The sequence below is a fragment of the Salmonella sp. SAL04162 genome (assembly GCF_046551535.1).
GTDB classification, from domain to species: Bacteria; Pseudomonadota; Gammaproteobacteria; order Enterobacterales; family Enterobacteriaceae; genus Salmonella; species Salmonella enterica.
Map to the genome: position 1 here is coordinate 33,903 of NZ_JBGDVX010000006.1, position 22,297 is coordinate 56,199.

The window sequence follows — 22,297 nt, forward strand, 5'->3', positions numbered from 1 at the left end:
ACAGCGTTGAAACTTCCTGGCCGGAGATGTGCCTGATGGCGCTGCGCTTATCAGGCCTACGGTGTGTTGTAGGCCGGATAAGGCATTTATGCCGCCATCCGGCACAGGCTCGCGGCATTACTTAGTGATACGGCTTTGTGCATCTTTCAGCGCGGCATCCACGGTTTGACGGCCGCTGGCGGCGTTGATCACAGCCGTACGTACCGCATACCAGAAGGCGGACATCTGCGGAATATTAGGCATGATCTCGCCTTTCTGGGCGTTATCCATGGTGGCGGCGATACGGGGGTCTTTCGCTAACTGCTCCTGGAAAGATTTCAGCGCCACGGCGCCCAGCGGTTTATCTTTGTTCACCGCTTCCAGACCCTGATCGGTCAGCAGGTAGTTTTCGAGGAACTCTTTCGCCAGCTCTTTATTCGGGCTGGCAGCGTTAATCCCCGCGCTCAGCACGCCGACGAACGGTTTCGAGGGTTTGCCTTTGAAGGTCGGCAGCAGGGTGACACCGTAGTTGACTTTGCTCTTGTCGATGTTCGACCATGCCCACGGGCCGTTGATGGTCATTGCCGTTTCGCCTTTATTGAAGGCTGCTTCGGCGATGGAGTAATCGGTATCGGCGCTCATATTTTTGTTCTTGATCATATCGATCAGGAAAGTCAGACCCGCTTTCGCGCCGGCGTTGTCGACGCCAACGTCTTTCACGTCATACTTGCCGTTTTCAAATTTGAACGCGTAACCGCCGTCAGCGGCGATCAAAGGCCAGGTGAAATACGGCTCTTGCAGGTTGAACATTATCGCCGACTTCCCTTTCGCTTTTAGTTCTTTATCCAGCGCCGGGATCTCTTCCCAGGTTTTCGGCGGGTTCGGGACGAGGTCTTTGTTATAAATCAGGGAGAGGGCTTCAACGGCGATGGGGTAGGCGATCAGCTTGCCGTTATAACGTACCGCATCCCAGGTGAACGGATAGAGTTTGTCCTGAAACGCTTTATCCGGAGTGACCTCCGCCAGCAGACCAGACTGCGCGTAGCCGCCAAAACGGTCGTGCGCCCAGAAGATAATGTCAGGACCGTCGCCGGTGGCAGCCACCTGCGGGAATTTCTCTTCCAGCTTATCCGGGTGCTCAACGGTCACTTTAATGCCGGTGTCTTGCTCAAATTTTTTACCGACCTCGGCCAGACCGTTATAGCCCTTGTCGCCGTTGAGCCAGATAACCAGTTTACCTTCTTCAATTTTGGCGAGAGCCGGGGCGGAAATCATCATCGTCGTAAGTGCGGATAATGCGAGGATGCCTACGCCAGTTTTAATCTTCATATCTCCCATCCTTTTTGGTGATGTACACAGAGGTGGTTTAACGGTCTCTAGTTTCTTTATACGACAACCTCTTTCCATCCTCCCCGCCCCTACGCCCCACCCCGGCTTTATGTGATCTGTGTTACATAAATGTGAGTAATGCGTGCTGGCGCACATAAAAACACGCCGATTTTTGCGGGCGGCATCACGAAATTCCTTTTCTGCCCGCGCCCGTGGTCTCAGGCGCTGTGCCCTCATCCTCCCGCCTCCTCCCCCATAAAAAAGCCGGGGGGTGGAGGATTTACCCCAGTCAGGGATCGCGCATAGTCAGGCCATCATGAATGTTGCTGTCAATGACAGGTTGTAACGAAGGGAGAAGGGCATGGCGAGCGTACAGCTACGAAATGTAACGAAAGCCTGGGGTGACGTGGTGGTATCGAAAGATATTAACCTCGATATCCATGACGGGGAGTTCGTGGTGTTTGTCGGACCGTCAGGCTGTGGTAAATCGACCTTGCTGCGTATGATCGCCGGGCTTGAAACCATTACCAGTGGCGACCTGTTTATCGGGGAAACCCGTATGAATGATATTCCGCCTGCCGAGCGCGGCGTGGGCATGGTATTCCAGTCTTATGCGCTCTATCCCCATCTCTCCGTTGCAGAAAACATGTCTTTCGGCCTCAAGCTGGCGGGCGCCAAAAAAGAGGTTATGAATCAACGCGTCAACCAGGTGGCGGAAGTGCTGCAACTGGCGCATCTGCTGGAACGTAAGCCAAAAGCGCTTTCCGGCGGTCAGCGTCAGCGCGTAGCGATTGGCCGCACGCTGGTAGCGGAGCCGCGTGTGTTTTTGCTGGATGAACCGCTCTCTAACCTGGATGCCGCACTACGCGTGCAGATGCGCATTGAAATTTCTCGCCTGCATAAACGTCTGGGCCGCACGATGATTTACGTCACCCACGATCAGGTCGAGGCGATGACGCTGGCCGACAAAATCGTGGTGCTGGACGCCGGTCGCGTCGCGCAGGTCGGTAAGCCGCTGGAGCTGTACCACTATCCGGCGGACCGCTTTGTCGCGGGCTTCATCGGCTCGCCGAAGATGAACTTCCTGCCGGTGAAAGTGACCGCCACCGCGATTGAACAAGTCCAGGTCGAACTGCCGAATCGCCAGCAAATCTGGCTGCCGGTCGAAAGTCGCGGCGTGCAGGTCGGCGCCAATATGTCTTTAGGCATTCGGCCGGAACACCTGCTGCCGAGCGATATCGCCGATGTCACCCTGGAAGGTGAAGTCCAGGTGGTCGAGCAGTTAGGGCACGAAACACAAATTCATATCCAGATCCCCGCCATCCGTCAAAACCTGGTTTATCGCCAGAATGACGTGGTGCTGGTAGAAGAGGGCGCCACATTCGCTATCGGCCTGCCGCCAGAGCGCTGTCATCTGTTCCGCGAGGATGGCAGCGCATGTCGTCGTCTGCATCAAGAGCCGGGTGTTTAAGGCCTCCATAAAAAAACGAAACGCAAAACCATTCGCAGTTTTAGAAGGTGGCAGCGTTTAAAGAAAAGCAATGATCTCAGGAGATAGAATGATGATTACTCTGCGCAAACTCCCTCTGGCGGTTGCTGTCGCAGCGGGCGTAATGTCCGCTCAGGCAATGGCTGTCGATTTCCACGGTTACGCCCGTTCCGGTATTGGCTGGACGGGAAGCGGCGGCGAACAACAATGTTTCCAGGTGACCGGTGCACAAAGTAAATACCGTCTCGGTAACGAATGTGAAACCTATGCGGAACTGAAACTGGGCCAGGAAGTGTGGAAAGAGGGCGATAAGAGCTTCTATTTCGACACCAACGTCGCCTATTCGGTTAACCAGCAGAACGACTGGGAATCGACCGATCCCGCCTTCCGCGAAGCGAACGTGCAGGGTAAAAACCTGATTGAATGGCTGCCGGGCTCTACCATCTGGGCCGGTAAGCGCTTCTATCAGCGTCATGACGTACACATGATCGACTTCTACTACTGGGATATTTCAGGTCCTGGCGCGGGTATCGAAAATATCGATCTGGGCTTCGGTAAGCTTTCACTGGCGGCGACCCGCTCTCAGGAAGCGGGCGGTTCTTACACCTTCAGCAGCCAAAATATTTACGATACTTCTAAAGATACCGCGAACGATGTTTTCGATGTCCGTTTAGCAGGCTTGCAGACCAATCCGGATGGCGTGCTGGAACTGGGCGTTGACTATGGTCGGGCGAATAAGAGCGACGGCTACAGCTATGTTGATGGCGCAACTAAAGACGGCTGGATGTTCACCGCGGAACATACCCAAAGCATGTTGAAAGGCTACAACAAGTTTGTCCTTCAGTATGCGACTGACGCGATGACCACGCAGGGTAAAGGCGGGGCGCAGGGTACCTATGGGTATGCCTATGATACAAAAGACGATGACGGTAATGTCATCCACCACGTTGACGACTACGTCAATAACAACGGCAAACTATGGCGCGTGCTGGATCACGGCGCGATTTCGCTGGGCGATCGTTGGGATCTGATGTACGTCGGTATGTTCCAGAAACAAGACCTGGACAATAAACTCGGTACCGATTGGTGGACTGTAGGCGTACGTCCGATGTTCAAATGGACGCCAATCATGAGTACCCTGCTGGAAGTGGGTTATGACAACGTGAAATCTCAGCAAACTGGCGATCATAACAACCAATACAAAATCACCCTGGCGCAACAGTGGCAGGCAGGCGACAGCATCTGGTCGCGCCCGGCTATCCGTGTGTTTGCGACTTATGCGAAGTGGGATGAGAAATGGGGTTATATCAAAGATGGTGATAAAACCTTACGTTATGCCGCCGCAAGCAACAGCGGTTTCAATACCACCAGCCGTGGTGATAGCGATGAGTGGACCTTCGGCGCCCAGATGGAAATCTGGTGGTAATACGATGGTCATCTGACGTAACGAGGGGCGCAAGCCCCTCTGAAACATCAGGTCTGATGATGCTTGTAAGCCGAATAAGGCGCCAGCCGCCATTCGGCGATATGTTTGGGTTGGCGCGCTATTGCCTGGCTACCGCTGAACCCGCCTTATTGAGGTGAGAATAATGAAAATGAAGAAAAGTCTCGTTGCCCTCTGTTTAACCGCAGGGCTGTTCGCCAGCGTGCCGGGTATCAGCCTGGCGGAAGTGAACTATGTACCGCAAAATACCAGCGCCGCGCCTGCTATTCCTGCTGCTGCGCTACAGCAATTAACCTGGACGCCTGTAGATCAGTCAAAAACGCAGTCTACCCAACTGGCGACTGGCGGCCAGCGCCTTGACGTCGCCGGCATTACCGGCCCGGTCGCCGCTTATAGCGTTCCGGCGAATATCGGCGAGCTGACATTAACTCTGACCAGCGAGGTCAATAAGCAAGCCAGCGTTTTTGCGCCAAACGTGTTGATTCTTGACCAAAATATGACGCCTTCGGCATTCTTCCCCAGCAGTTACTTTACTTATCAGCAGCCGGGCGTCATGAGCGCAGACCGGCTGGAAGGCGTGATGCGCCTGACGCCTGCGTTGGGGCAGCAGAAACTCTATGTTCTGGTGTTTACGACCGAAAAAGATCTTCAGCAAACCACTACGCTGCTCGATCCGGCAAAAGCCTATGCCAAAGGCGTCGGTAACTCTATCCCGGATATTCCCGATCCAGTTGCTCGCCATACCACTGACGGCGTGGTGAAACTGAAGGTGAAAACCAACAGTAGCTCCAGCGTATTGGTCGGGCCGTTGTTTGGCTCGTCCGGTACCGGGCCGGTAACGGTAGGCAATACCGCCGCGCCGGTCGCTGCGCCAGCGCCAGTCGCGCCGAAGAAAAGCGAACCGATGTTGAACGATACGGAAAGCTACTTTAATAAAGCGATTAAGGATGCCGTAGCGAAAGGCGACGTCGATAAAGCGCTGAAACTGCTTGATGAGGCCGAACGTCTGGGATCGACATCTGCCCGTTCCACCTTTATCAGCAGTGTAAAAGGCAAGGGGTAATTGTTTCCCCACAGTGCTGATTTTGCAGCAACTGGTGCGTCTCCTGGCGCACCTTTTTTTATCATTTCATGCGAATTGTTATTTTTTTGTTGCGCAACAGATCACTTAATTGTGATTGCGCCCCCCGTAATGTCTTTTCTGAGATACAATGACTTTAGGTTATGAATCGGAGAGTAAGGCATGTCACACCCTGCGTTAACGCAACTGCGTGCGCTGCGCTATTTTGATGCGATTCCTGCGCTTGAACCCCATTTGCTGGACTGGCTGTTGCTGGAAGATTCTATGACTAAACGTTTTGAGCAACTGGGAAAGCGGGTAAGCGTGACGCTGATTCGGGAAGCGTTTGTCGGCCAAAGTGAGGTCGAGGAAGTGTCAGGTTTACTGCCATCCGAATCCCGTTACTGGTTACGTGAGATACTGCTTTGCGCTGACGGCGAGCCCTGGCTTGCCGGACGTACCGTGGTACCGGAATCCACGCTGTGCGGACCTGAACAGGTCTTACAACATCTGGGTAAAACCCCGCTTGGACGTTATCTATTTACATCATCGACACTGACCCGCGATTTTATTGAAATTGGACGCGATGCAACGCTGTGGGGGCGCCGCTCTCGACTGCGGTTGAGCGGAAAGCCACTGTTGCTTACCGAGCTTTTTTTACCTGCATCGCCGCTGTACTGAGAGGAAGATAAAGATGGAGTGGAGTCTGACGCAGAGTAAGCTGCTGGCGTTTCACCGTTTGATGCGTACAGATAAGCCTATTGGCGCGTTGCTGCTGCTCTGGCCGACGCTTTGGGCGCTATGGGTGGCGACACCGGGTATGCCTCAGCTGTGGATTTTGGCGGTTTTTGTCGCTGGCGTGTGGTTAATGCGCGCGGCGGGCTGCGTGGTAAATGATTATGCCGATCGTAAATTTGACGGACATGTGAAACGTACGGTCAACCGGCCTTTACCCAGCGGCGCCGTGACAGAGAAAGAAGCGCGCAACCTGTTTGTGGTGCTGGTGCTACTGGCGTTTTTGTTGGTGCTGACGCTGAACGCCATGACGATTCTGCTTTCCGTGGCGGCGCTGGCGTTGGCCTGGGTTTATCCCTTTATGAAACGCTACACCCACCTGCCGCAGGTCGTGCTGGGGGCCGCTTTCGGCTGGTCAATCCCCATGGCGTTCGCCGCGGTGAGCGAATCCCTGCCGTTGAGCTGCTGGCTGATGTTCCTCGCCAATATTCTCTGGGCGGTGGCTTACGATACGCAATATGCGATGGTCGACAGAGATGATGATATCAAGATAGGCATTAAATCGACGGCGATCCTGTTTGGTCGTTATGACACATTGATTATCGGGATTCTGCAGCTTGGCGTCATGGCGTTAATGGCGCTGATCGGCTGGTTGAATGGTCTGGGATGGGGATATTACTGGTCTGTGCTGGTGGCGGGCGCGCTGTTTGTCTACCAGCAAAAACTGATTGCGAACCGTGAACGTGAAGCCTGCTTTAAAGCCTTTATGAACAATAACTACGTTGGCCTGGTGCTATTTTTAGGGCTGGCGATGAGTTACTGGCACTTCTGATGTCATGCCGGGCGGACCCGGCCTACAAAGCCAAAATTTTCAATACGTCATATCAGTTGCCCGATAAGCTTACGCCATCGGGCATTTCAGGCACTGGCTTACTCGCCCTGCGTCGCGCTTTCAATCGTCAGACGGACATCAGAGGTAATCAGATCGGCAAGCATCTGATATATCTTCATCGTTTCTGCCGGTTCGGCATCGCCCGTATCACTGATATAACCCTCATCCCGTAGCGTCAACACGAGTGAACTGAACACCGCTTTGTCGAAAAACTCCGGCGCGTTAATACCGTGCAGGACAGACAGACGTTGCGCCACGGTACGGCTTTCTTTCTCCAGCGTACTGCGGTTGATGGACGGATTGGCGCTCAACAGCCAGAACGTAATGGCATAACGCTGTAGCGTTTCGCGCGCGCCTGCCGCCAGCAGTTGCAGCGTACGGGAATGCGCCGGGTTGATATGCAGTTCATCATCCTGCAGGGTAATTAGCCCCTGACGCTGCATTTCACTGGCCAGCGCGTCAATGACCGAGGCTAACTCCTCGCGCTCCCAGCGCAGGAACAGCTCCGCTTTTAACATCGGATAGAGCGCTTCAACATGCTGCTGCAACGCATCACGCGAAATGCGACGATGCTGGGTGATAATCGCCGCCATCAGCGAAGGCATAATCAACATATGCGCGATATTGTTACGATAGTAGGTCATCAACACCGCCTGCTCGCGCGGCAGAATGATGATATCGCCAATGGTGTCTTTCTCGACCTCAAACTTATTCATCTGCAGCGCGTGAGCGATGAGCTCACCAGCGTTGGCGGCAGGAACGGTTGAGTCTGTGGAATAAGGGACATTGCGCATCAGATCGAGATAGCAATCAAGCTGTTCGGTGAGCTGCTCGCGGGTGAGCGAGCGCTGACGCGACGCTAACAGCGCGGTACAACACAGGTTCATCGCGTTTGCCGCGCCAGCGTTGTTAATACGCACCATCAGATCGGCGGCGATACTATTTACCGTCGGCGTCAGCCAGGCTGGGCGTATGGCCTCTATAGGGTCTATAGATTCGCGCCACTCCGGCACATGCTGGTTCAGGTACGTCATGAGCGGCATCGGTTCGCCAAAGTTAACGTAGCCCTGACCCAGATTGCGCAGCTTGCTCAAGCCTTTCAGCATCTGCGGCAGGCTCTCTTTCTCTTTTGTCGCGCCGCGCAGTTCTTTCGCATAGGTGCCCACTTCCATGACGTGCTCATAGCCGATGTAAATAGGCACTAACGTAATTGGACGGGTACCGCCGCGCAGCATCGCCTGGATAGTCATCGACAGGGTGCCGGTTTTCGGATCTAACAAACGTCCGGTACGCGAACGTCCTCCTTCGACAAAATACTCAACCGAGTAGCCGCGGCTGAACAGCTCGCCCAGGTATTCGCGAAAGACGGTGGAATAGAGTTTATTCCCCTTAAAGGTGCGACGAATAAAGAACGCGCCCAGACGACGGAAAATTGGGCCAGCGGGCCAGAAATTAAGGTTAATACCGGCGGCAATGTGCGGCGGAACCAGTCCCTGATGGTACAGCACATAAGAAAGGAGCAAATAGTCCATATGGCTGCGGTGACAGGGTACATAGACGATTTCATGCCCGTCGTGCGCCAGTTGGCGTACGCGCTCGGCGTTATGCACGTTAATCCCCTGGTACAGTCGGTTCCAGGTAAACCCCAAAATCCTGTCGGTCAAACGAATCATCTCGTAAGAGAAGTTCGCCGCGATCTCTTCCATCAGCGCAATGGCGTTTTGCTGCGCTTTTTCATGAGAGATTTTCTTACTACGCGCTTCGTCTTCTACCGCGCGGGCGATCGCTTTCGAGGCCAGCAGTTTGTTAAACAGATCCTGACGGGCGGGCAGGCGTGGGCCAACCGCCGCCAGGCGCTGGCGAGCAAAGTGCATACGCGCCACGCGAGCCAGCTTCTGCGCGATGATTTTATCGGTGCCGTGTTCATCAGCCATACGACGCAATGAGACGGACGGCGAGAATCGGACAAAGCTATCGCGACCCAGCCAGGAGATGGCAAAGAATTTCTGTACGCCGTTCAGCATACGTAAAGGCGGGTTATCTTCTCCCTTTTCACGACCCGGCGCGCGGCCAAACATCACGGAAACGGGCACCATCTGCACGTCCAAAGCCGGATTACTCCGATGCAGATCGAGATAATCGTGAAAAAGTTTCACCGACTCTTCTTTTGGCGTGTAATAGGTAAAGACACGCGGTCCGCCGTGAATAAATACATAGCGTGGCAGCAGCGCGCCGTCGATCTCCAGCGGCTCCAGCGGATCCGGGAGATCGTGCGCCAGACATTGAGCCCGCAGCGTCAGTAAGTCCGCTTTTGAGTTGTATGGCAAGACATACATAATGGGGCGAGAAGTATCGAGCCCCAATTCCTGGGCGGGTTCCGCCGGAATAGACTTGCTTTTTACCAGTATGCTTAATGGTAAATTCAGTAATTTGTAGTAAATTCGTGGCCAGCCGGACATAAACGATGTAAAGCCTCTGGTTAATAATGCAAATGCGGTGCAAGGATATCAGAAAGTTTAGCGAATTTCTGTTGTATCCCGTCATACTTCGCGCTGCGTTACGGCAGTCCGAATCGTGCAGGGCAACCGTATAATGTCATTGACGTTAATAATGTAAAAAGGTTCTTTTGATGGCCAATAATACCACTGGATTCACCAGAATTATCAAAGCGGCAGGATATTCCTGGAAAGGATTTCGCGCCGCATGGACTCACGAAGCGGCGTTTCGCCAGGAAAGTATCGCGGTATTGCTGGGCGTCATCATCGCCTGCTGGCTGGATGTGGATGCGATTACCCGTGTGTTATTGATAGGTTCCGTTTTACTTATCATGATTGTTGAAATCCTCAACAGCGCTATTGAAGCGGTCGTGGACCGCATCGGTTCTGAATACCATGAGCTTTCCGGCCGTGCGAAAGATATGGGATCGGCTGCGGTGCTACTGTCTATTTTCGTTGCCCTGATGACCTGGGGCATCCTGTTATGGTCACATTTTCGATAAAGGTTCCAAATTTTATAAATCTCTTGTTTTTTGCGCCGTTTGTGGTTCCAAAATCACCTTTAACTGTATATACTCACAGCATGACTGTATATACACCCAGGGGGCGGAATGAAAGCGTTAACGGCCAGGCAACAAGAGGTGTTTGATCTCATCCGGGATCACATCAGCCAGACAGGTATGCCACCGACGCGTGCGGAAATCGCGCAGCGTTTGGGGTTCCGTTCCCCAAACGCTGCGGAAGAACACCTTAAAGCGCTGGCGCGCAAAGGGGTGCTTGAAATCGTTTCCGGCGCATCGCGAGGTATCCGTCTGTTACAGGAAGAAGAGGACGGATTACCGCTTGTCGGGCGTGTCGCGGCGGGTGAACCGCTTCTGGCGCAGCAGCATATTGAAGGCCATTACCAGGTCGACCCTTCACTGTTCAAACCCAGCGCCGATTTCCTGCTGCGCGTGAGCGGTATGTCGATGAAAGACATCGGTATTATGGATGGGGATTTGCTGGCGGTACATAAAACGCAGGACGTCCGTAATGGCCAGGTGGTTGTCGCTCGCATTGACGATGAAGTGACAGTAAAACGCCTGAAAAAGCAGGGCAATAAAGTGGAGTTGCTGCCGGAAAACAGTGAGTTTACACCGATAGTGGTGGATCTGCGCGAACAAAGCTTTACGATTGAAGGGCTGGCGGTAGGCGTCATTCGCAACGGGGAATGGTTGTAATCTCTTTTTAATCTCCTTGTAAGCCGTCATCCGGCAATCGTGCAGCCTGATGGCGCTGCGCTTATCAGGCCTACGGGAATGCAGTTCCTGAGATGATTAATTTGTAGGCCGGATAAGGCGTTACGTCGCCATCCGGCAATGCGCTCGTTTCGTTTAACTCCTTGTCAGGCTTTTCTCCATGCCGCTTTTTACCTCCTCTGATAAAGCTCTCTGGCGTCTCGCGCTGCCGATGATTTTTTCTAACATCACCGTCCCCTTACTGGGGCTGGTCGATACGGCGGTGATTGGTCATCTGGACAGCCCGGTTTTCCTGGGCGGCGTGGCGGTGGGCGCGACTGCCACCAGCTTTCTTTTCATGCTGCTGCTATTTCTACGTATGAGCACCACCGGCCTAACGGCGCAGGCATTTGGCGCCAAAAATCCGCAGGCGTTAGCCCGGGCGCTCATTCAACCGTTATTGCTGGCGCTGGGCGCAGGCGTGATGATTGTGCTATTTCGCACGCCGCTTATCGAGCTGGCTTTACATATTGTCGGCGGGAACGACGCTGTCCTGGTGCAGGCGAGACGCTTCCTTGAAATTCGTTGGCTAAGCGCTCCCGCGTCACTGGCGAATCTGGTGCTGCTCGGGTGGCTGTTAGGCGTTCAGTATGCGCGGGCGCCGGTTATCTTGTTGGTCGTGGGCAATATCCTCAACATCGCGCTCGACCTGTGGCTGGTGATGGGACTTCATATGAACGTGCAGGGCGCCGCCCTGGCGACGGTCATCGCAGAATATGCCACATTACTGATCGGCCTCATGATGGTACGTAAAGTTCTCCATCTCCGCGGTGTGTCGCTGGATATGCTAAAACAGGCCTGGCGCGGCAACGTGCGCCGCCTTTTAGCGCTCAATCGCGATATCATGCTGCGCTCATTGCTCCTTCAGCTTTGTTTTGGCGCAATCACGGTGTCAGGCGCGCGGCTGGGCAGCGATATTATCGCGGTAAATGCAGTCCTGATGACCTTACTCACCTTTACGGCCTATGCGCTGGACGGTTTTGCTTATGCGGTGGAGGCGCACTCCGGTCAGGCTTACGGCGCGCGTGACGGTAGCAAGCTACTGGACGTCTGGCGAGCGGCGTGTCGTCAGTCAGGAATTGTGGCCTTGTTGTTTTCCACAGTCTATGCCCTGGCAGGCGAACATATTGTCGCGTTACTGACCTCATTGCCGCAAATACAGCTACTGGCGGATCGGTATCTTATCTGGCAGGTGGTATTACCGCTGGTGGGCGTATGGTGCTATCTGCTCGACGGTATGTTTATTGGCGCGACGCGCGCCGCCGAAATGCGCAATAGCATGGCAGTCGCCGCGGGAGGATTTGCGCTGACGCTCTTCGCCCTGCCGGTATTAGGAAATCATGGTTTATGGCTGGCATTAACCGTGTTCCTGGCGCTTCGCGGTCTGTCGTTGAGCCTTATCTGGCGTCGTCACTGGCGCGAGGGTACATGGTTTGCCAGATCGTGACGGTTAAAAATTCTGAATATAAAACCGAAGGCCGAATTCCTGCCTACAATTATTATCACGTCCAGCAGAAATTGCAGAGCATTTGGGCGAATAACACCTGCTATTCCTAACCGAATGATGAGGACAAGATGATGAATAAAGACGAAGCCGGCGGTAACTGGAAACAGTTTAAAGGTAAAATGAAAGAACAATGGGGCAAACTGACCGATGACGATATGACCGTTATCGAAGGTAAACGCGACCAACTGGTAGGTAAAATCCAGGAGCGTTACGGTTACCAGAAAGATCAGGCGGAAAAAGAGGTTGTTGACTGGGAAACCCGTAACAACTATCGCTGGTAATATGTTTTCCCCTACCAGGAGTACATGGATGTGCTTCCCACTGTTTGCTTATGAATGCGGGCGTGCCCCTCTCTACTGCCGCCCGTTTTTCCGTTCAGGCTAACGCGGTTTTTTCTTCACCAGCACCGAGTGATCGTGACCACAGTCGCCCGGATGGCGACACGCTTCCACTTCTACGCACGCAGGGCACAGACCGTGCGCCTCAATAACGTTATGTCGTAGCGCAAAGCCCATTTTAGCCGCCAGCGTATGCATGATGTCTTCCACGCCCTCGGCACACTCTTCCTTCACCACGCCGCAACGATCGCAGATAAACATGGCCGAGCTGTGCGTTGGCTGGTCGAACAGGTGGCAAACCACATAACTATTGGTGGATTCCACTTTATGGACAAAACCCTGTTCGAGCAAAAAATCCAGCGCGCGGTAAATGGTGGGCGGTTTGGCCTGTGGTTCCGTTTCGCGCAGCAAATCGAGCAAATCGTATGCGCTGATGGCACCCTGTTGCAGACTCATCAGGCGCAACACTTCGAGGCGCTGAGGCGTCAGGCGCACGTTGCGCTGCGCGCAGAGTTTTTCAGCTTGCGCCAGTAACTCTTGCGTTGTGGTCTTTTCCATGTAGCACCTCGAATGGCATGAAAGTCTAATCCGTTACTTTACCACGAGCTGCTTAAAACTCTGAAATTACCCCGCGACAATATATCGCCTGCTAAGCTTTTCCGCGCCAGTATTCTCATCTATACATAATGAGGGTCGATATTATAACAACAGGATTTAACATCACTATTTCACAGCAATAGTTCGCCTCTGTCCGGTAAAGCGTGGCGGAGGGATTACTTCACCTGATAATAAGATGGGCTAACTGTGAACAAAAACGTCAAACTTTCACTGATTGCTATCGCGGTCTCGCTTTTTATGGCAAAGCAGGCGAGCGCCGCCAATACCTGGACGGAAGCGCGTAATGACGCAATGGGCGGGACGGGCGTCGCGTCCGCGAATTATGGCAGCGGAGTACTGTTAAATCCGGCGTTACTGGCAAAAGCCAAACCGGAAGACAATATCACTGTTGTCCTTCCTGCGGTCGGCGTCCAGATTACGGATAAAGACAATCTCCAGGATGAAATTGACGATATCAGCGATAAAGTGGATTACTACGATGAGGTCGTCGATAACCTTACGCTGGGGCAAATTCTGCTCAATCCGCGAGACGTGCTGAATCAATTTCAGGGCGCCGCGCGCGACCTGGCCGATGAGCTGGAATATCTCAACGGAAAAACCGCCCGCGCCAATGCCGGCGCCGGGTTGGCGGTAAGTATTCCAGGGCAAACGCTTTCCGTGGCGTTTATCGCCAAAGGTTATGCGCATGGGCGCGTGAGTTCGTCCATTGATCAGAACGATATTCAGTATCTGCGCGATATCCAGCATGATGAACGTGTCGCGCTTCGTGAAGCAGGACGCGCTGCTTTGCTGGGGTCTGACGAAATTACAAAGCATTTAAACTCTACCGCGTCGGGGCGGGTAGCGATTGTATCTGACTACGGTATTGCGCTGGCGAAGCAGTTTGTGATGGGCGAGGTGCCTGTTTCCATTGGCGTTACGCCAAAACTGCAAAAAACCTGGCTCTATAACTACACCACCTCAATTTATAACTACGACAGTAGCGACTGGAATAGCAGCCGTTATCGCAATGATGATACGGGTTTTAACATTGATGCGGGGCTTGCTGCCGATATCGGTGAAAACTGGACGCTGGGGCTGAGCGGGCAAAATCTGGTATCTCGCGATATCGATACGAAAGATATTTACATCACTAATGGTATGACGGGAGAAACCACCAACTACAAAGATACATACCAAATCCGCCCCCTGGTTACCGCGGGCATCGCATGGCATAACGATTTGCTGACCGTAAGTGCCGATGGCGATCTGACGGAAACGAAAGGCTTTAAGAGCGAAGACAATTCACAGTACGTGGGTGTCGGCGCTGAAGTTCGACCGTTGTCATGGCTGGCGGTGCGCGCAGGGTATCGTGCGGATGTGAAAAATAACGATAGCAATGTGGTTACCGGCGGTCTTGGCTTTGCGCCCTTTAACCGCGTGCATCTCGACTTAATGGGACTGTACGGCGAAGATGAAACCTGGGGGGCAGGCGCGCAGCTTACAATGACATTCTGAGGTGCTTTCACCGGAGGCGCTACGCCTCCGGTTTAGCGTTATGCTATAGTAACGCCCCTTTTTTAACCGGATGCTTATTTATTCGCCATGCAGCCTGAAACCCAGTCCTCCGCTTTTCCTGCTTATCGCTTCTCCATCGCGCCTATGCTCGACTGGACGGACAGACATTGCCGCTATTTCCTGCGTTTGCTGTCTCGCCAGACGCTGCTCTACACCGAAATGGTGACCACGGGCGCAATTATTCACGGTAAGGGTGACTATCTGGCTTACAGCGAAGAAGAGCATCCGGTCGCTCTACAGCTTGGTGGAAGCGATCCGGCTCAGCTTGCGCATTGTGCAAAGCTGGCGGAAGCGCGTGGCTACGATGAAATTAACCTCAACGTGGGGTGCCCTTCCGATCGCGTGCAAAACGGTATGTTTGGCGCCTGTTTGATGGGCAATGCGCAACTGGTCGCCGATTGTGTTAAAGCCATGCGTGATGTCGTCTCGATTCCGGTGACGGTAAAAACCCGCATTGGTATTGACGATCAGGACAGCTATGCGTTTCTGTGTGATTTCATCAATACGGTTTCCGGTCAGGGCGAATGCGAGATGTTTATTATCCATGCGCGCAAAGCCTGGCTTTCTGGCTTAAGCCCGAAAGAAAATCGTGAGATCCCGCCGCTGGATTACCCGCGCGTATACCAGCTAAAGCGGGATTTTCCGCACCTGACCATGTCCATTAACGGCGGCATCAAATCGCTGGAAGAGGCGAAGGAGCACCTGCGCCATATGGATGGCGTCATGGTTGGCCGCGAAGCTTATCAGAATCCGGGTATACTGGCCGCGGTGGATCGGGAGATCTTTGGCGCCGATACCACCGATGCCGACCCGGTTGCGGTGGTTCGCGCGATGTATCCCTATATTGAGCGTGAATTGAGCCAGGGAGCGTATCTGGGGCATATCACTCGCCATATGCTGGGGTTGTTCCAGGGCATCCCCGGCGCGCGGCAGTGGCGTCGCTATCTGAGCGAAAACGCCCATAAAGCTGGCGCGGATGTTGCTGTACTGGAGCAGGCGCTAAAACTGGTAGCAGACAAGCGTTAAAAGTTCGCCAAAAATTAGTCAATCTCACCACGCTCTGTGCAGTCTTGCAGGGCGTTTTCTTTATATATCAAAAACATAAATATTGGCATGATTTTTGTAATAGCTTACCTGACCAAACCCGGTAAGCGCCGTGCCGCCGGGCAATGCCATCTTTATGGGGAGCGACTATGCTGGAACTACTTTTTGTGCTTGGCTTTTTTCTGATGTTAATGGTGACGGGCGTCTCCTTGCTGGGCATTCTGGCCGCGCTGGTTGTAGCGACTGCCGTCATGTTCCTGGGCGGAATGTTCGCCCTGATGATCAAGCTGTTACCGTGGCTACTGCTGGCGGTGGCTGTGGTGTGGGTGATCAAAGCAGTAAAAACGCCAAAAATCCCACAGTATCAGCGCAATAACCGTCGGTTTTACTAAGGTATTGAGCGGTTCGTCACAACCTGGAACTTTGCCCTCACAGGCAAATAGGAATCGATTATTAAATCTGTCATGATTGCGCAGGTAACGAATTCATCGCGCTGTACCCTACATACAGCCGAACAAAAAAAGAAAGGGCTTCCCAGGTGGAAGCCCAATTTCTTTGCAGAGCTATTACGGAATCAGCAGGCTTGAGCCCTGTGTGGCCCGGCTTTCCAGCACCTCATGCGCGCGACGGGCATCTTTTAACGCATAGCGTTGATTTTCAGCCACATCAACTTTAATCACGCCGCTGGCGATCAATGAGAACAATTCATTGCTGGCTTCGGTCAGTTCTTCACGTGTTGTAATATACCCCTGTAGTGAAGGTCGCGTGGCATACAGGGAACCTTTCTGATTCAGAATACCTAAATTCACGCCAGTGACGGGGCCGGACGCATTGCCGAAACTGACCATCAGTCCCCGACGTTGCAGGCAGTCCAGTGAGGCTTCCCAGGTATCTTTCCCCACGGAGTCATAGACCACGCGGACTTTTTTGCCGCCGGTGATCTCTTTTACCCGTTCGACAATACTCTCCTCACGGTAATTAATTACCTGCCAGGCGCCAGCGTCCAGCGCCCGCTGCGCTTTTTGCGCGCTACCGACGGTACCGATAAGCTTCGCGCCCAGCGCTTTCGCCCATTGGCAGGCGATCAGACCGACGCCGCCCGCAGCGGCATGAAACAGGAAGGGTTCGTCGGGTTTCACTTCATAGGTTTTGCGCAACAGGTAAAAAACGGTCAATCCCTTGAGAAAAGAGGCTGCCGCCTGTTCGAAGGAAATGGCGTCAGGTAAAATCGCGGCTTTATCTGCGGGGACGTTATGGACGGAACTGTAAGCGCCGAGCGTTGACTGCGCGTAGACGACGCGATCGCCCACGCGAATGTGCTCCACGCCGTTGCCGACTTTACTGACCACACCCGCAGCTTCGGTTCCCAGGCCCGCAGGCAACGACGGGGGCGGATAGAGTCCGCTACGGATATAGGTGTCGATGAAGTTGATGCCAATGGCTTTGTTCTCAACCTGGATTTCGTGTTCCGCCGGTTCCGTTGGCGTAAACTCCACGGTCTGAAGCACTTCCGGACCACCATGCTTGTGAAATTCAATACGCGTTGCCATGCTTCCTCCAAAAGAAATGTGGTAATCTTTCGACCCAATCACTATCTCGGTAACTCCATTCACTATGGCAGGAAATAAACCCTTCAACAAACCACAGACTGATGCCCGCGACCGCGATCCGCAGGTTGCCGGGATAAAAGTGCCGCCGCACTCGATTGAAGCGGAACAGTCGGTGTTGGGCGGTTTAATGCTGGATAACGAGCGCTGGGACGATGTGGCCGAGCGCGTGGTGGCGGAAGATTTCTATACCCGTCCGCATCGCCATATCTTTACGGAGATGGGGCGCTTGCAGGAAAGCGGCAGTCCTATCGACCTGATTACGCTCGCGGAATCGCTGGAGCGGCAGGGCCAACTGGACAGCGTCGGCGGTTTCGCCTATCTGGCGGAGTTGTCTAAAAACACGCCAAGCGCGGCGAATATCAGTGCTTATGCGGACATTGTGCGCGAACGCGCCGTGGTCCGCGATATGATCGCGGTGGCGCATGAAATTGCGGACGCTGGTTACGATCCACAGGGGCGTAATAGCGACGAACTGCTGGATCTGGCGGAGTCGCGCGTCTTCCAGATCGCGGAAAACCGGGCCAACAAAGACGAAGGCCCGAAAAGCATCGACCAGATTCTCGACGCTACCGTGGCGCGTATTGAGCAGTTGTTCCAGCAACCGCACGATGGCGTTACAGGCGTGGATACCGGCTATCAGGATCTCAATAAAAAGACGGCAGGGTTACAGCGTTCGGATTTGATTATCGTCGCGGCGCGTCCCTCCATGGGTAAAACCACTTTTGCGATGAACCTCTGCGAAAATGCGGCGATGTTGCAGGATAAACCGGTACTGATCTTCAGTCTGGAGATGCCCGGCGAACAGATCATGATGCGTATGCTGGCCTCGCTGTCCCGCGTCGATCAGACACGTATTCGTACCGGTCAACTCGATGATGAAGACTGGGCGCGAATCTCCGGCACGATGGGCATTCTGCTGGAGAAACGCAATATGTATATTGACGACTCCTCAGGTCTTACGCCGACAGAAGTCCGTTCGCGCGCGCGGCGTATTTTCCGCGAACATGGCGGGTTAAGTCTGATTATGATCGACTACCTGCAATTGATGCGCGTGCCGTCGCTTTCTGATAACCGTACTCTGGAAATCGCCGAAATTTCCCGCTCGTTGAAAGCGCTGGCGAAGGAGCTTCAGGTGCCAGTCGTGGCGCTATCGCAGCTTAACCGCTCCCTGGAACAACGCGCGGATAAACGTCCGGTGAACTCCGACCTGCGTGAATCCGGCTCTATTGAACAGGATGCCGACTTAATTATGTTTATCTACCGTGATGAGGTTTATCACGAGAACAGCGACTTAAAAGGCATTGCTGAAATTATTATTGGTAAGCAACGTAACGGTCCTATCGGTACGGTTCGTCTGACGTTCAATGGTCAGTGGTCGCGCTTCGATAACTATGCGGGACCGCAATACGATGATGAGTAACTCTCCGTCATTCTGTTAACAAGGAATTCAAATGCAAGCGGCAACAGTCGTCATTAACCGCCGCGCTCTGCGACACAACCTGCAACGTCTGCGTGAACTGGCGCCTGCCAGTAAGCTGGTTGCGGTGGTGAAAGCGAACGCTTATGGACACGGTCTTCTGGAGACCGCGCGAACGCTCCCTGATGCTGACGCTTTTGGCGTGGCGCGTCTTGAAGAGGCTCTACGTCTGCGAGCGGGCGGGATCACGCAGCCTATCCTGCTGCTGGAGGGTTTTTTCGACGCCGCCGATCTGCCGACCATTTCCGCGCAATGTCTGCATACCGCCGTACATAATCAGGAGCAGCTTGCCGCCCTGGAGGCGGTGGAGCTGGCGGAGCCGGTAACGGTCTGGATGAAACTGGATACCGGTATGCATCGTCTCGGCGTGCGTCCCGAAGAGGCGGAGGCGTTCTACCAGCGTCTGACGCACTGTAAAAATGTACGCCAGCCGGTGAATATCGTCAGCCATTTTGCCCGTGCGGATGAGCCGGAATGCGGCGCTACCAAACATCAGCTCGACATTTTTAATGCCTTCTGTCAGGGTAAACCCGGTCAGCGCTCTATTGCCGCGTCTGGCGGTATTCTGCTGTGGCCGCAGTCTCACTTTGACTGGGCGCGTCCGGGCATCATTTTGTATGGCGTATCGCCGCTGGAACACAAACCCTGGGGGCCTGATTTTGGTTTTCAGCCGGTGATGTCCTTAACCTCCAGTTTGATCGCGGTGCGTGACCACAAAGCGGGCGAACCGGTGGGTTACGGCGGGACATGGGTGAGTGAGCGCGATACGCGCCTGGGCGTGGTGGCGATGGGTTATGGCGATGGCTACCCACGAGCGGCGCCTTCCGGTACGCCAGTGCTGGTCAATGGTCGTGAAGTCCCGATTGTCGGGCGGGTGGCGATGGATATGATTTGCGTGGATTTGGGGCCAAACGCGCAGGATAACGCGGGCGATCCGGTGGTCTTATGGGGCGAAGGTCTGCCGGTTGAACGTATCGCTGAAATGACAAAAGTAAGTGCTTACGAACTTATCACGCGCCTGACTTCAAGGGTGGCGATGAAGTATATTGATTAAATACGCGGCAGGCCGGGTGGCGCTTGCGCTTATCCGGCTTGTCTCGCGCATTGGCTGTAGGCCGGATAAGACGTTCACGCCGCCATCCGGCAATATGCGCATCCACCACAACATCCTCTCGATCTTCTCGTCCTTCCGGTTTATTGTGTTATTTCCTGCCCTCTGTAAACCTGGAGAACCATCGCGTGTTTCAAAAAGTTGACGCCTATGCCGGCGATCCGATTCTTTCACTGATGGAGCGTTTTAAAGACGACTCCCGTCACGACAAAGTAAATCTGAGCATTGGCCTGTATTACAACGAAGACGGGATTATCCCACAGCTCAAAACGGTGGCCGAAGCCGAAGCCCGGCTTAACGCGCAGCCGCATGGCGCTTCGCTGTACCTGCCGATGGAAGGACTCAATACTTATCGCCATACTATCGCGCCTTTGCTCTTTGGCGCCGATCACCCGGTTCTTCAGCAACAGCGTGTGGCCACTATCCAGACATTAGGCGGTTCCGGCGCGCTGAAAGTGGGCGCGGATTTCCTGAAGCGTTATTTCCCCGACGCAGGCGTATGGGTGAGCGACCCCACCTGGGAAAACCATATTGCGATATTTGCCGGGGCAGGATTCGAAGTGAGTACTTACCCCTGGTATGACGACGCGACTAACGGCATCCGTTTTAACGATCTGCTGGCCACGCTGAATACGTTACCTGCACGCAGTATCGTGCTGCTGCACCCCTGTTGTCACAACCCGACCGGGGCGGATTTAACACCTTCGCAATGGGATGCGGTGATTGAGATAGTGAAAGCGCGCGATCTGATTCCGTTCCTTGATATTGCCTATCAGGGGTTTGGCGCAGGCATGGACGAGGATGCTTACGCTATTCGCGCCATTGCCAGCGCCGGGTTACCTGCGTTAGTCAGTAATTCTTTTTCGAAGATTTTCTCGCTGTACGGCGAGCGCGTCGGCGGCCTGTCCGTGGTGTGTGAAGATGCTGAAATCGCCGCGAGGGTTCTGGGACAGCTAAAAGCGACGGTGCGCCGAATTTACTCCAGTCCGCCGTGTTTCGGCGCTCAGGTGGTCGCTACGGTCCTGGGCGATGAGGCGTTAAAAGCGAGCTGGCTGGCGGAAGTCGACGCGATGCGTAACCGCATTATATCGATGCGCCAGACGCTGGTGAAGGAGCTGAAGGCGGAGATGCCTGACCGCAACTTTGATTACTTGTTACAGCAGCGCGGTATGTTCAGCTATACCGGGTTAAGCGAGGAGCAGGTCGAGCGGTTGCGCGATGAGTTTGGCGTTTACCTGATTGCCAGTGGCCGCATGTGTGTCGCCGGGCTTAATGCTTCAAATGTACACCGCGTGGCGAAGGCATTTGCCGCTGTCATGTAATATTCAGGCCGGACGGCGATAACAGTGCCCTCCGGCCTGACAATAGCTGTTGTGATCATCCTCTTTTTTCGTAACAAAACCGCAGATAATCCTTCCTTTTGACCGTTACTGGCGTTATGGTCAGATAGTTTTTTGAGCAAAGACTCATCTTAATAACTATAATATTCTGAATTTTAAGGGAAAAGCATGAAAAAAATAACCCTGGCGCTGAGTGCCGTCTGTTTGTTGTTTACGCTAAACCATTCCGCGAATGCGTTAGTATCTTCCCCTTCGACGCTCAATCCGGGCACTAACGTTGCAAAACTCGCGGAACAAGCGCCTGTCCATTGGGTCTCTGTCGCCCAGATTGAAAACAGCCTCACCGGACGCCCGCCGATGGCGGTCGGCTTTGATATTGACGACACCGTGTTATTTTCCAGCCCCGGATTCTGGCGCGGAAAGAAAACCTACTCCCCGGACAGCGACGATTATCTGAAAAATCCGGCCTTTTGGGAAAAAATGAACAACGGCTGGGATGAATTCAGTATTCCAAAAGAAGTGGCCCGACAGCTCATTGATATGCATGTTCGTCGTGGCGACAGTATTTACTTTGTCACTGGTCGTAGTCAGACGAAAACGGAAACCGTGTCGAAAACGCTGGCGGATAACTTCCATATTCCGGCGGCGAATATGAATCCGGTGATTTTCGCCGGCGATAAACCGGGACAAAATACGAAAGTTCAGTGGCTGCAGGAGAAGAATATGCGTATCTTCTACGGCGATTCGGATAACGATATTACTGCGGCTCGTGATTGTGGTATCCGCGGTATTCGCATCCTGCGCGCGGCTAACTCCACCTACAAACCGCTGCCGCAGGCAGGAGCGTTTGGCGAGGAAGTCATTGTCAACTCGGAGTACTAAAAATCAGGAGAGCGACAGGCTCTCCTTTTTTGCATGATTTTTGCACAAACTTGCCCCGCTGGCTTTTACCTTTTCCAGACTTGCTGCACACTATTCAGGAGACGTTTGTTTTT

The 22,297-nt window shown here is 53.7% G+C and carries 21 protein-coding genes and 1 pseudogene; 18 read left to right on the forward strand and 4 right to left on the reverse strand.

The genetic code is table 11. The features are described 5' to 3' along the window. Window positions 1-28: 28 nt before the first annotated feature. A pseudogene (locus ACLJRH_RS13440) lies at window positions 29-169 on the forward strand (hypothetical protein); the annotation flags it as partial. On the opposite strand, the gene malE reads toward ACLJRH_RS13440, so the two are convergent. Beyond that, the gene (gene malE, locus ACLJRH_RS13445; RefSeq protein WP_023136996.1) at window positions 118-1,308 is read right to left on the reverse strand and encodes a maltose/maltodextrin ABC transporter substrate-binding protein MalE; all 1,191 of its coding nucleotides are present in this window, start codon (window positions 1,306-1,308) and stop codon (window positions 118-120) included. The pseudogene ACLJRH_RS13440 and the gene malE overlap by 52 nt on opposite strands. A 361-nt stretch (window positions 1,309-1,669) precedes the next feature. Between malE and malK the strand changes: the two genes are divergently transcribed. The 5 genes from malK (at window position 1,670) to ubiA (ending at window position 6,868) form a co-directional block, all read left to right on the forward strand. Next, entirely contained in the window at window positions 1,670-2,779 is a 1,110-nt protein-coding gene (malK, locus tag ACLJRH_RS13450) for a maltose/maltodextrin ABC transporter ATP-binding protein MalK (RefSeq protein WP_000179176.1), read from the forward strand. 88 nt (window positions 2,780-2,867) lie between these two features. Then, window positions 2,868-4,223, forward strand: coding sequence for a maltoporin (locus tag ACLJRH_RS13455; protein WP_001594897.1), 1,356 nt, complete (start codon window positions 2,868-2,870; stop codon window positions 4,221-4,223). Window positions 4,224-4,386: 163 nt separating this feature from the next. Then, window positions 4,387-5,304 carry a maltose operon protein MalM gene (gene malM, locus ACLJRH_RS13460; protein WP_000782497.1) on the forward strand — a complete coding sequence of 306 codons (918 nt, stop codon included), beginning with the start codon at window positions 4,387-4,389 and terminating at the stop codon, window positions 5,302-5,304. A gap of 180 nt (window positions 5,305-5,484) precedes the next feature. Beyond that, a complete protein-coding gene (gene ubiC, locus ACLJRH_RS13465) occupies window positions 5,485-5,982 on the forward strand; it encodes a chorismate lyase (protein ID WP_023136995.1) in 498 nt (165 codons plus the stop codon). Between the two features lie 13 nt (window positions 5,983-5,995). Next, the gene (gene ubiA, locus ACLJRH_RS13470) at window positions 5,996-6,868 is read left to right on the forward strand and encodes a 4-hydroxybenzoate octaprenyltransferase (protein ID WP_000455251.1); all 873 of its coding nucleotides are present in this window, start codon (window positions 5,996-5,998) and stop codon (window positions 6,866-6,868) included. Between the two features lie 98 nt (window positions 6,869-6,966). Here the strand turns inward: ubiA and plsB are convergent, their stop codons facing one another. Further along, on the reverse strand, window positions 6,967-9,387 hold the full coding sequence (gene plsB / locus ACLJRH_RS13475) for a glycerol-3-phosphate 1-O-acyltransferase PlsB (protein ID WP_001631823.1): 2,421 nt from the start codon (window positions 9,385-9,387) through the stop codon (window positions 6,967-6,969). A 170-nt stretch (window positions 9,388-9,557) separates the two neighbouring features. Between plsB and ACLJRH_RS13480 the strand changes: the two genes are divergently transcribed. The 5 genes from ACLJRH_RS13480 to ACLJRH_RS13500 all read left to right on the forward strand — a co-directional run bounded on the left by ACLJRH_RS13480 (window position 9,558) and on the right by ACLJRH_RS13500 (window position 12,488). Beyond that, window positions 9,558-9,926: a diacylglycerol kinase gene (locus tag ACLJRH_RS13480; RefSeq protein WP_000002900.1), complete on the forward strand. Its 369-nt coding sequence runs from the start codon at window positions 9,558-9,560 to the stop codon at window positions 9,924-9,926. A gap of 108 nt (window positions 9,927-10,034) precedes the next feature. Continuing rightward, window positions 10,035-10,643: a transcriptional repressor LexA gene (lexA, locus tag ACLJRH_RS13485; protein ID WP_000646079.1), complete on the forward strand. Its 609-nt coding sequence runs from the start codon at window positions 10,035-10,037 to the stop codon at window positions 10,641-10,643. A 178-nt stretch (window positions 10,644-10,821) separates the two neighbouring features. Further along, a complete protein-coding gene (gene dinF, locus ACLJRH_RS13490) occupies window positions 10,822-12,147 on the forward strand; it encodes an MATE family efflux transporter DinF (protein WP_001128113.1) in 1,326 nt (441 codons plus the stop codon). Next, on the forward strand, window positions 12,144-12,257 hold the full coding sequence (locus ACLJRH_RS13495; protein WP_010989093.1) for a hypothetical protein: 114 nt from the start codon (window positions 12,144-12,146) through the stop codon (window positions 12,255-12,257). Before dinF ends, ACLJRH_RS13495 begins: the two co-directional genes overlap by 4 nt. Before the next feature lie 21 nt (window positions 12,258-12,278). Then, entirely contained in the window at window positions 12,279-12,488 is a 210-nt protein-coding gene (locus tag ACLJRH_RS13500) for a CsbD family protein (RefSeq protein WP_001030592.1), read from the forward strand. Window positions 12,489-12,587: 99 nt separating this feature from the next. Here the strand turns inward: ACLJRH_RS13500 and zur are convergent, their stop codons facing one another. After that, window positions 12,588-13,103, reverse strand: coding sequence for a zinc uptake transcriptional repressor Zur (gene zur, locus ACLJRH_RS13505; protein ID WP_000416271.1), 516 nt, complete (start codon window positions 13,101-13,103; stop codon window positions 12,588-12,590). A 246-nt stretch (window positions 13,104-13,349) separates the two neighbouring features. Here zur and ACLJRH_RS13510 point away from each other — a divergent pair, with 246 nt between their 5' ends. From ACLJRH_RS13510 to pspG, 3 genes are all read left to right on the forward strand, one after another. After that, window positions 13,350-14,660, forward strand: a complete 1,311-nt coding sequence (locus ACLJRH_RS13510; protein ID WP_023136994.1) for a conjugal transfer protein TraF — start codon at window positions 13,350-13,352, stop codon at window positions 14,658-14,660. A gap of 87 nt (window positions 14,661-14,747) precedes the next feature. Further along, window positions 14,748-15,746, forward strand: a complete 999-nt coding sequence (dusA, locus tag ACLJRH_RS13515) for a tRNA dihydrouridine(20/20a) synthase DusA (RefSeq protein ID WP_001825318.1) — start codon at window positions 14,748-14,750, stop codon at window positions 15,744-15,746. 167 nt (window positions 15,747-15,913) lie between these two features. After that, window positions 15,914-16,156, forward strand: coding sequence for an envelope stress response protein PspG (gene pspG / locus ACLJRH_RS13520; RefSeq protein ID WP_000891414.1), 243 nt, complete (start codon window positions 15,914-15,916; stop codon window positions 16,154-16,156). A 174-nt stretch (window positions 16,157-16,330) separates the two neighbouring features. Here pspG and ACLJRH_RS13525 read toward each other — a convergent pair whose 3' ends face one another. After that, window positions 16,331-17,314 (reverse strand): quinone oxidoreductase, encoded by a 984-nt coding sequence (locus ACLJRH_RS13525; RefSeq protein WP_000235555.1) that lies wholly within the window; start codon window positions 17,312-17,314, stop codon window positions 16,331-16,333. A gap of 64 nt (window positions 17,315-17,378) precedes the next feature. Between ACLJRH_RS13525 and dnaB the strand changes: the two genes are divergently transcribed. The 4 genes from dnaB to aphA all read left to right on the forward strand — a co-directional run bounded on the left by dnaB (window position 17,379) and on the right by aphA (window position 22,184). After that, complete coding sequence (gene dnaB / locus ACLJRH_RS13530; protein ID WP_000918353.1) at window positions 17,379-18,794, forward strand: replicative DNA helicase; 1,416 nt, start codon at window positions 17,379-17,381, stop codon at window positions 18,792-18,794. Between the two features lie 31 nt (window positions 18,795-18,825). Next, window positions 18,826-19,905: an alanine racemase gene (gene alr, locus ACLJRH_RS13535; RefSeq protein ID WP_023136993.1), complete on the forward strand. Its 1,080-nt coding sequence runs from the start codon at window positions 18,826-18,828 to the stop codon at window positions 19,903-19,905. Between the two features lie 185 nt (window positions 19,906-20,090). Beyond that, on the forward strand, window positions 20,091-21,284 hold the full coding sequence (gene tyrB, locus ACLJRH_RS13540; protein WP_000486914.1) for an aromatic amino acid transaminase: 1,194 nt from the start codon (window positions 20,091-20,093) through the stop codon (window positions 21,282-21,284). Between the two features lie 186 nt (window positions 21,285-21,470). Continuing rightward, the gene (gene aphA, locus ACLJRH_RS13545) at window positions 21,471-22,184 is read left to right on the forward strand and encodes an acid phosphatase AphA (protein ID WP_000724436.1); all 714 of its coding nucleotides are present in this window, start codon (window positions 21,471-21,473) and stop codon (window positions 22,182-22,184) included. Window positions 22,185-22,297 lie beyond the last annotated feature (113 nt).

What these genes read in the sequence shown, in the direction of transcription:
- malE (WP_023136996.1), bottom strand. Translation starts at nt 1,308, where the DNA reads ATGAAGATTAAAACTGGCGTAGGCATCCTCGCATTATCCGCACTTACG.
- malK (WP_000179176.1), top strand. Translation starts at nt 1,670, where the DNA reads ATGGCGAGCGTACAGCTACGAAATGTAACGAAAGCCTGGGGTGACGTG.
- ACLJRH_RS13455 (WP_001594897.1), top strand. Translation starts at nt 2,868, where the DNA reads ATGATGATTACTCTGCGCAAACTCCCTCTGGCGGTTGCTGTCGCAGCG.
- malM (WP_000782497.1), top strand. Translation starts at nt 4,387, where the DNA reads ATGAAAATGAAGAAAAGTCTCGTTGCCCTCTGTTTAACCGCAGGGCTG.
- ubiC (WP_023136995.1), top strand. Translation starts at nt 5,485, where the DNA reads ATGTCACACCCTGCGTTAACGCAACTGCGTGCGCTGCGCTATTTTGAT.
- ubiA (WP_000455251.1), top strand. Translation starts at nt 5,996, where the DNA reads ATGGAGTGGAGTCTGACGCAGAGTAAGCTGCTGGCGTTTCACCGTTTG.
- plsB (WP_001631823.1), bottom strand. Translation starts at nt 9,387, where the DNA reads ATGTCCGGCTGGCCACGAATTTACTACAAATTACTGAATTTACCATTA.
- ACLJRH_RS13480 (WP_000002900.1), top strand. Translation starts at nt 9,558, where the DNA reads ATGGCCAATAATACCACTGGATTCACCAGAATTATCAAAGCGGCAGGA.
- lexA (WP_000646079.1), top strand. Translation starts at nt 10,035, where the DNA reads ATGAAAGCGTTAACGGCCAGGCAACAAGAGGTGTTTGATCTCATCCGG.
- dinF (WP_001128113.1), top strand. Translation starts at nt 10,822, where the DNA reads ATGCCGCTTTTTACCTCCTCTGATAAAGCTCTCTGGCGTCTCGCGCTG.
- ACLJRH_RS13500 (WP_001030592.1), top strand. Translation starts at nt 12,279, where the DNA reads ATGAATAAAGACGAAGCCGGCGGTAACTGGAAACAGTTTAAAGGTAAA.
- zur (WP_000416271.1), bottom strand. Translation starts at nt 13,103, where the DNA reads ATGGAAAAGACCACAACGCAAGAGTTACTGGCGCAAGCTGAAAAACTC.
- dusA (WP_001825318.1), top strand. Translation starts at nt 14,748, where the DNA reads ATGCAGCCTGAAACCCAGTCCTCCGCTTTTCCTGCTTATCGCTTCTCC.
- pspG (WP_000891414.1), top strand. Translation starts at nt 15,914, where the DNA reads ATGCTGGAACTACTTTTTGTGCTTGGCTTTTTTCTGATGTTAATGGTG.
- ACLJRH_RS13525 (WP_000235555.1), bottom strand. Translation starts at nt 17,314, where the DNA reads ATGGCAACGCGTATTGAATTTCACAAGCATGGTGGTCCGGAAGTGCTT.
- dnaB (WP_000918353.1), top strand. Translation starts at nt 17,379, where the DNA reads ATGGCAGGAAATAAACCCTTCAACAAACCACAGACTGATGCCCGCGAC.
- alr (WP_023136993.1), top strand. Translation starts at nt 18,826, where the DNA reads ATGCAAGCGGCAACAGTCGTCATTAACCGCCGCGCTCTGCGACACAAC.
- aphA (WP_000724436.1), top strand. Translation starts at nt 21,471, where the DNA reads ATGAAAAAAATAACCCTGGCGCTGAGTGCCGTCTGTTTGTTGTTTACG.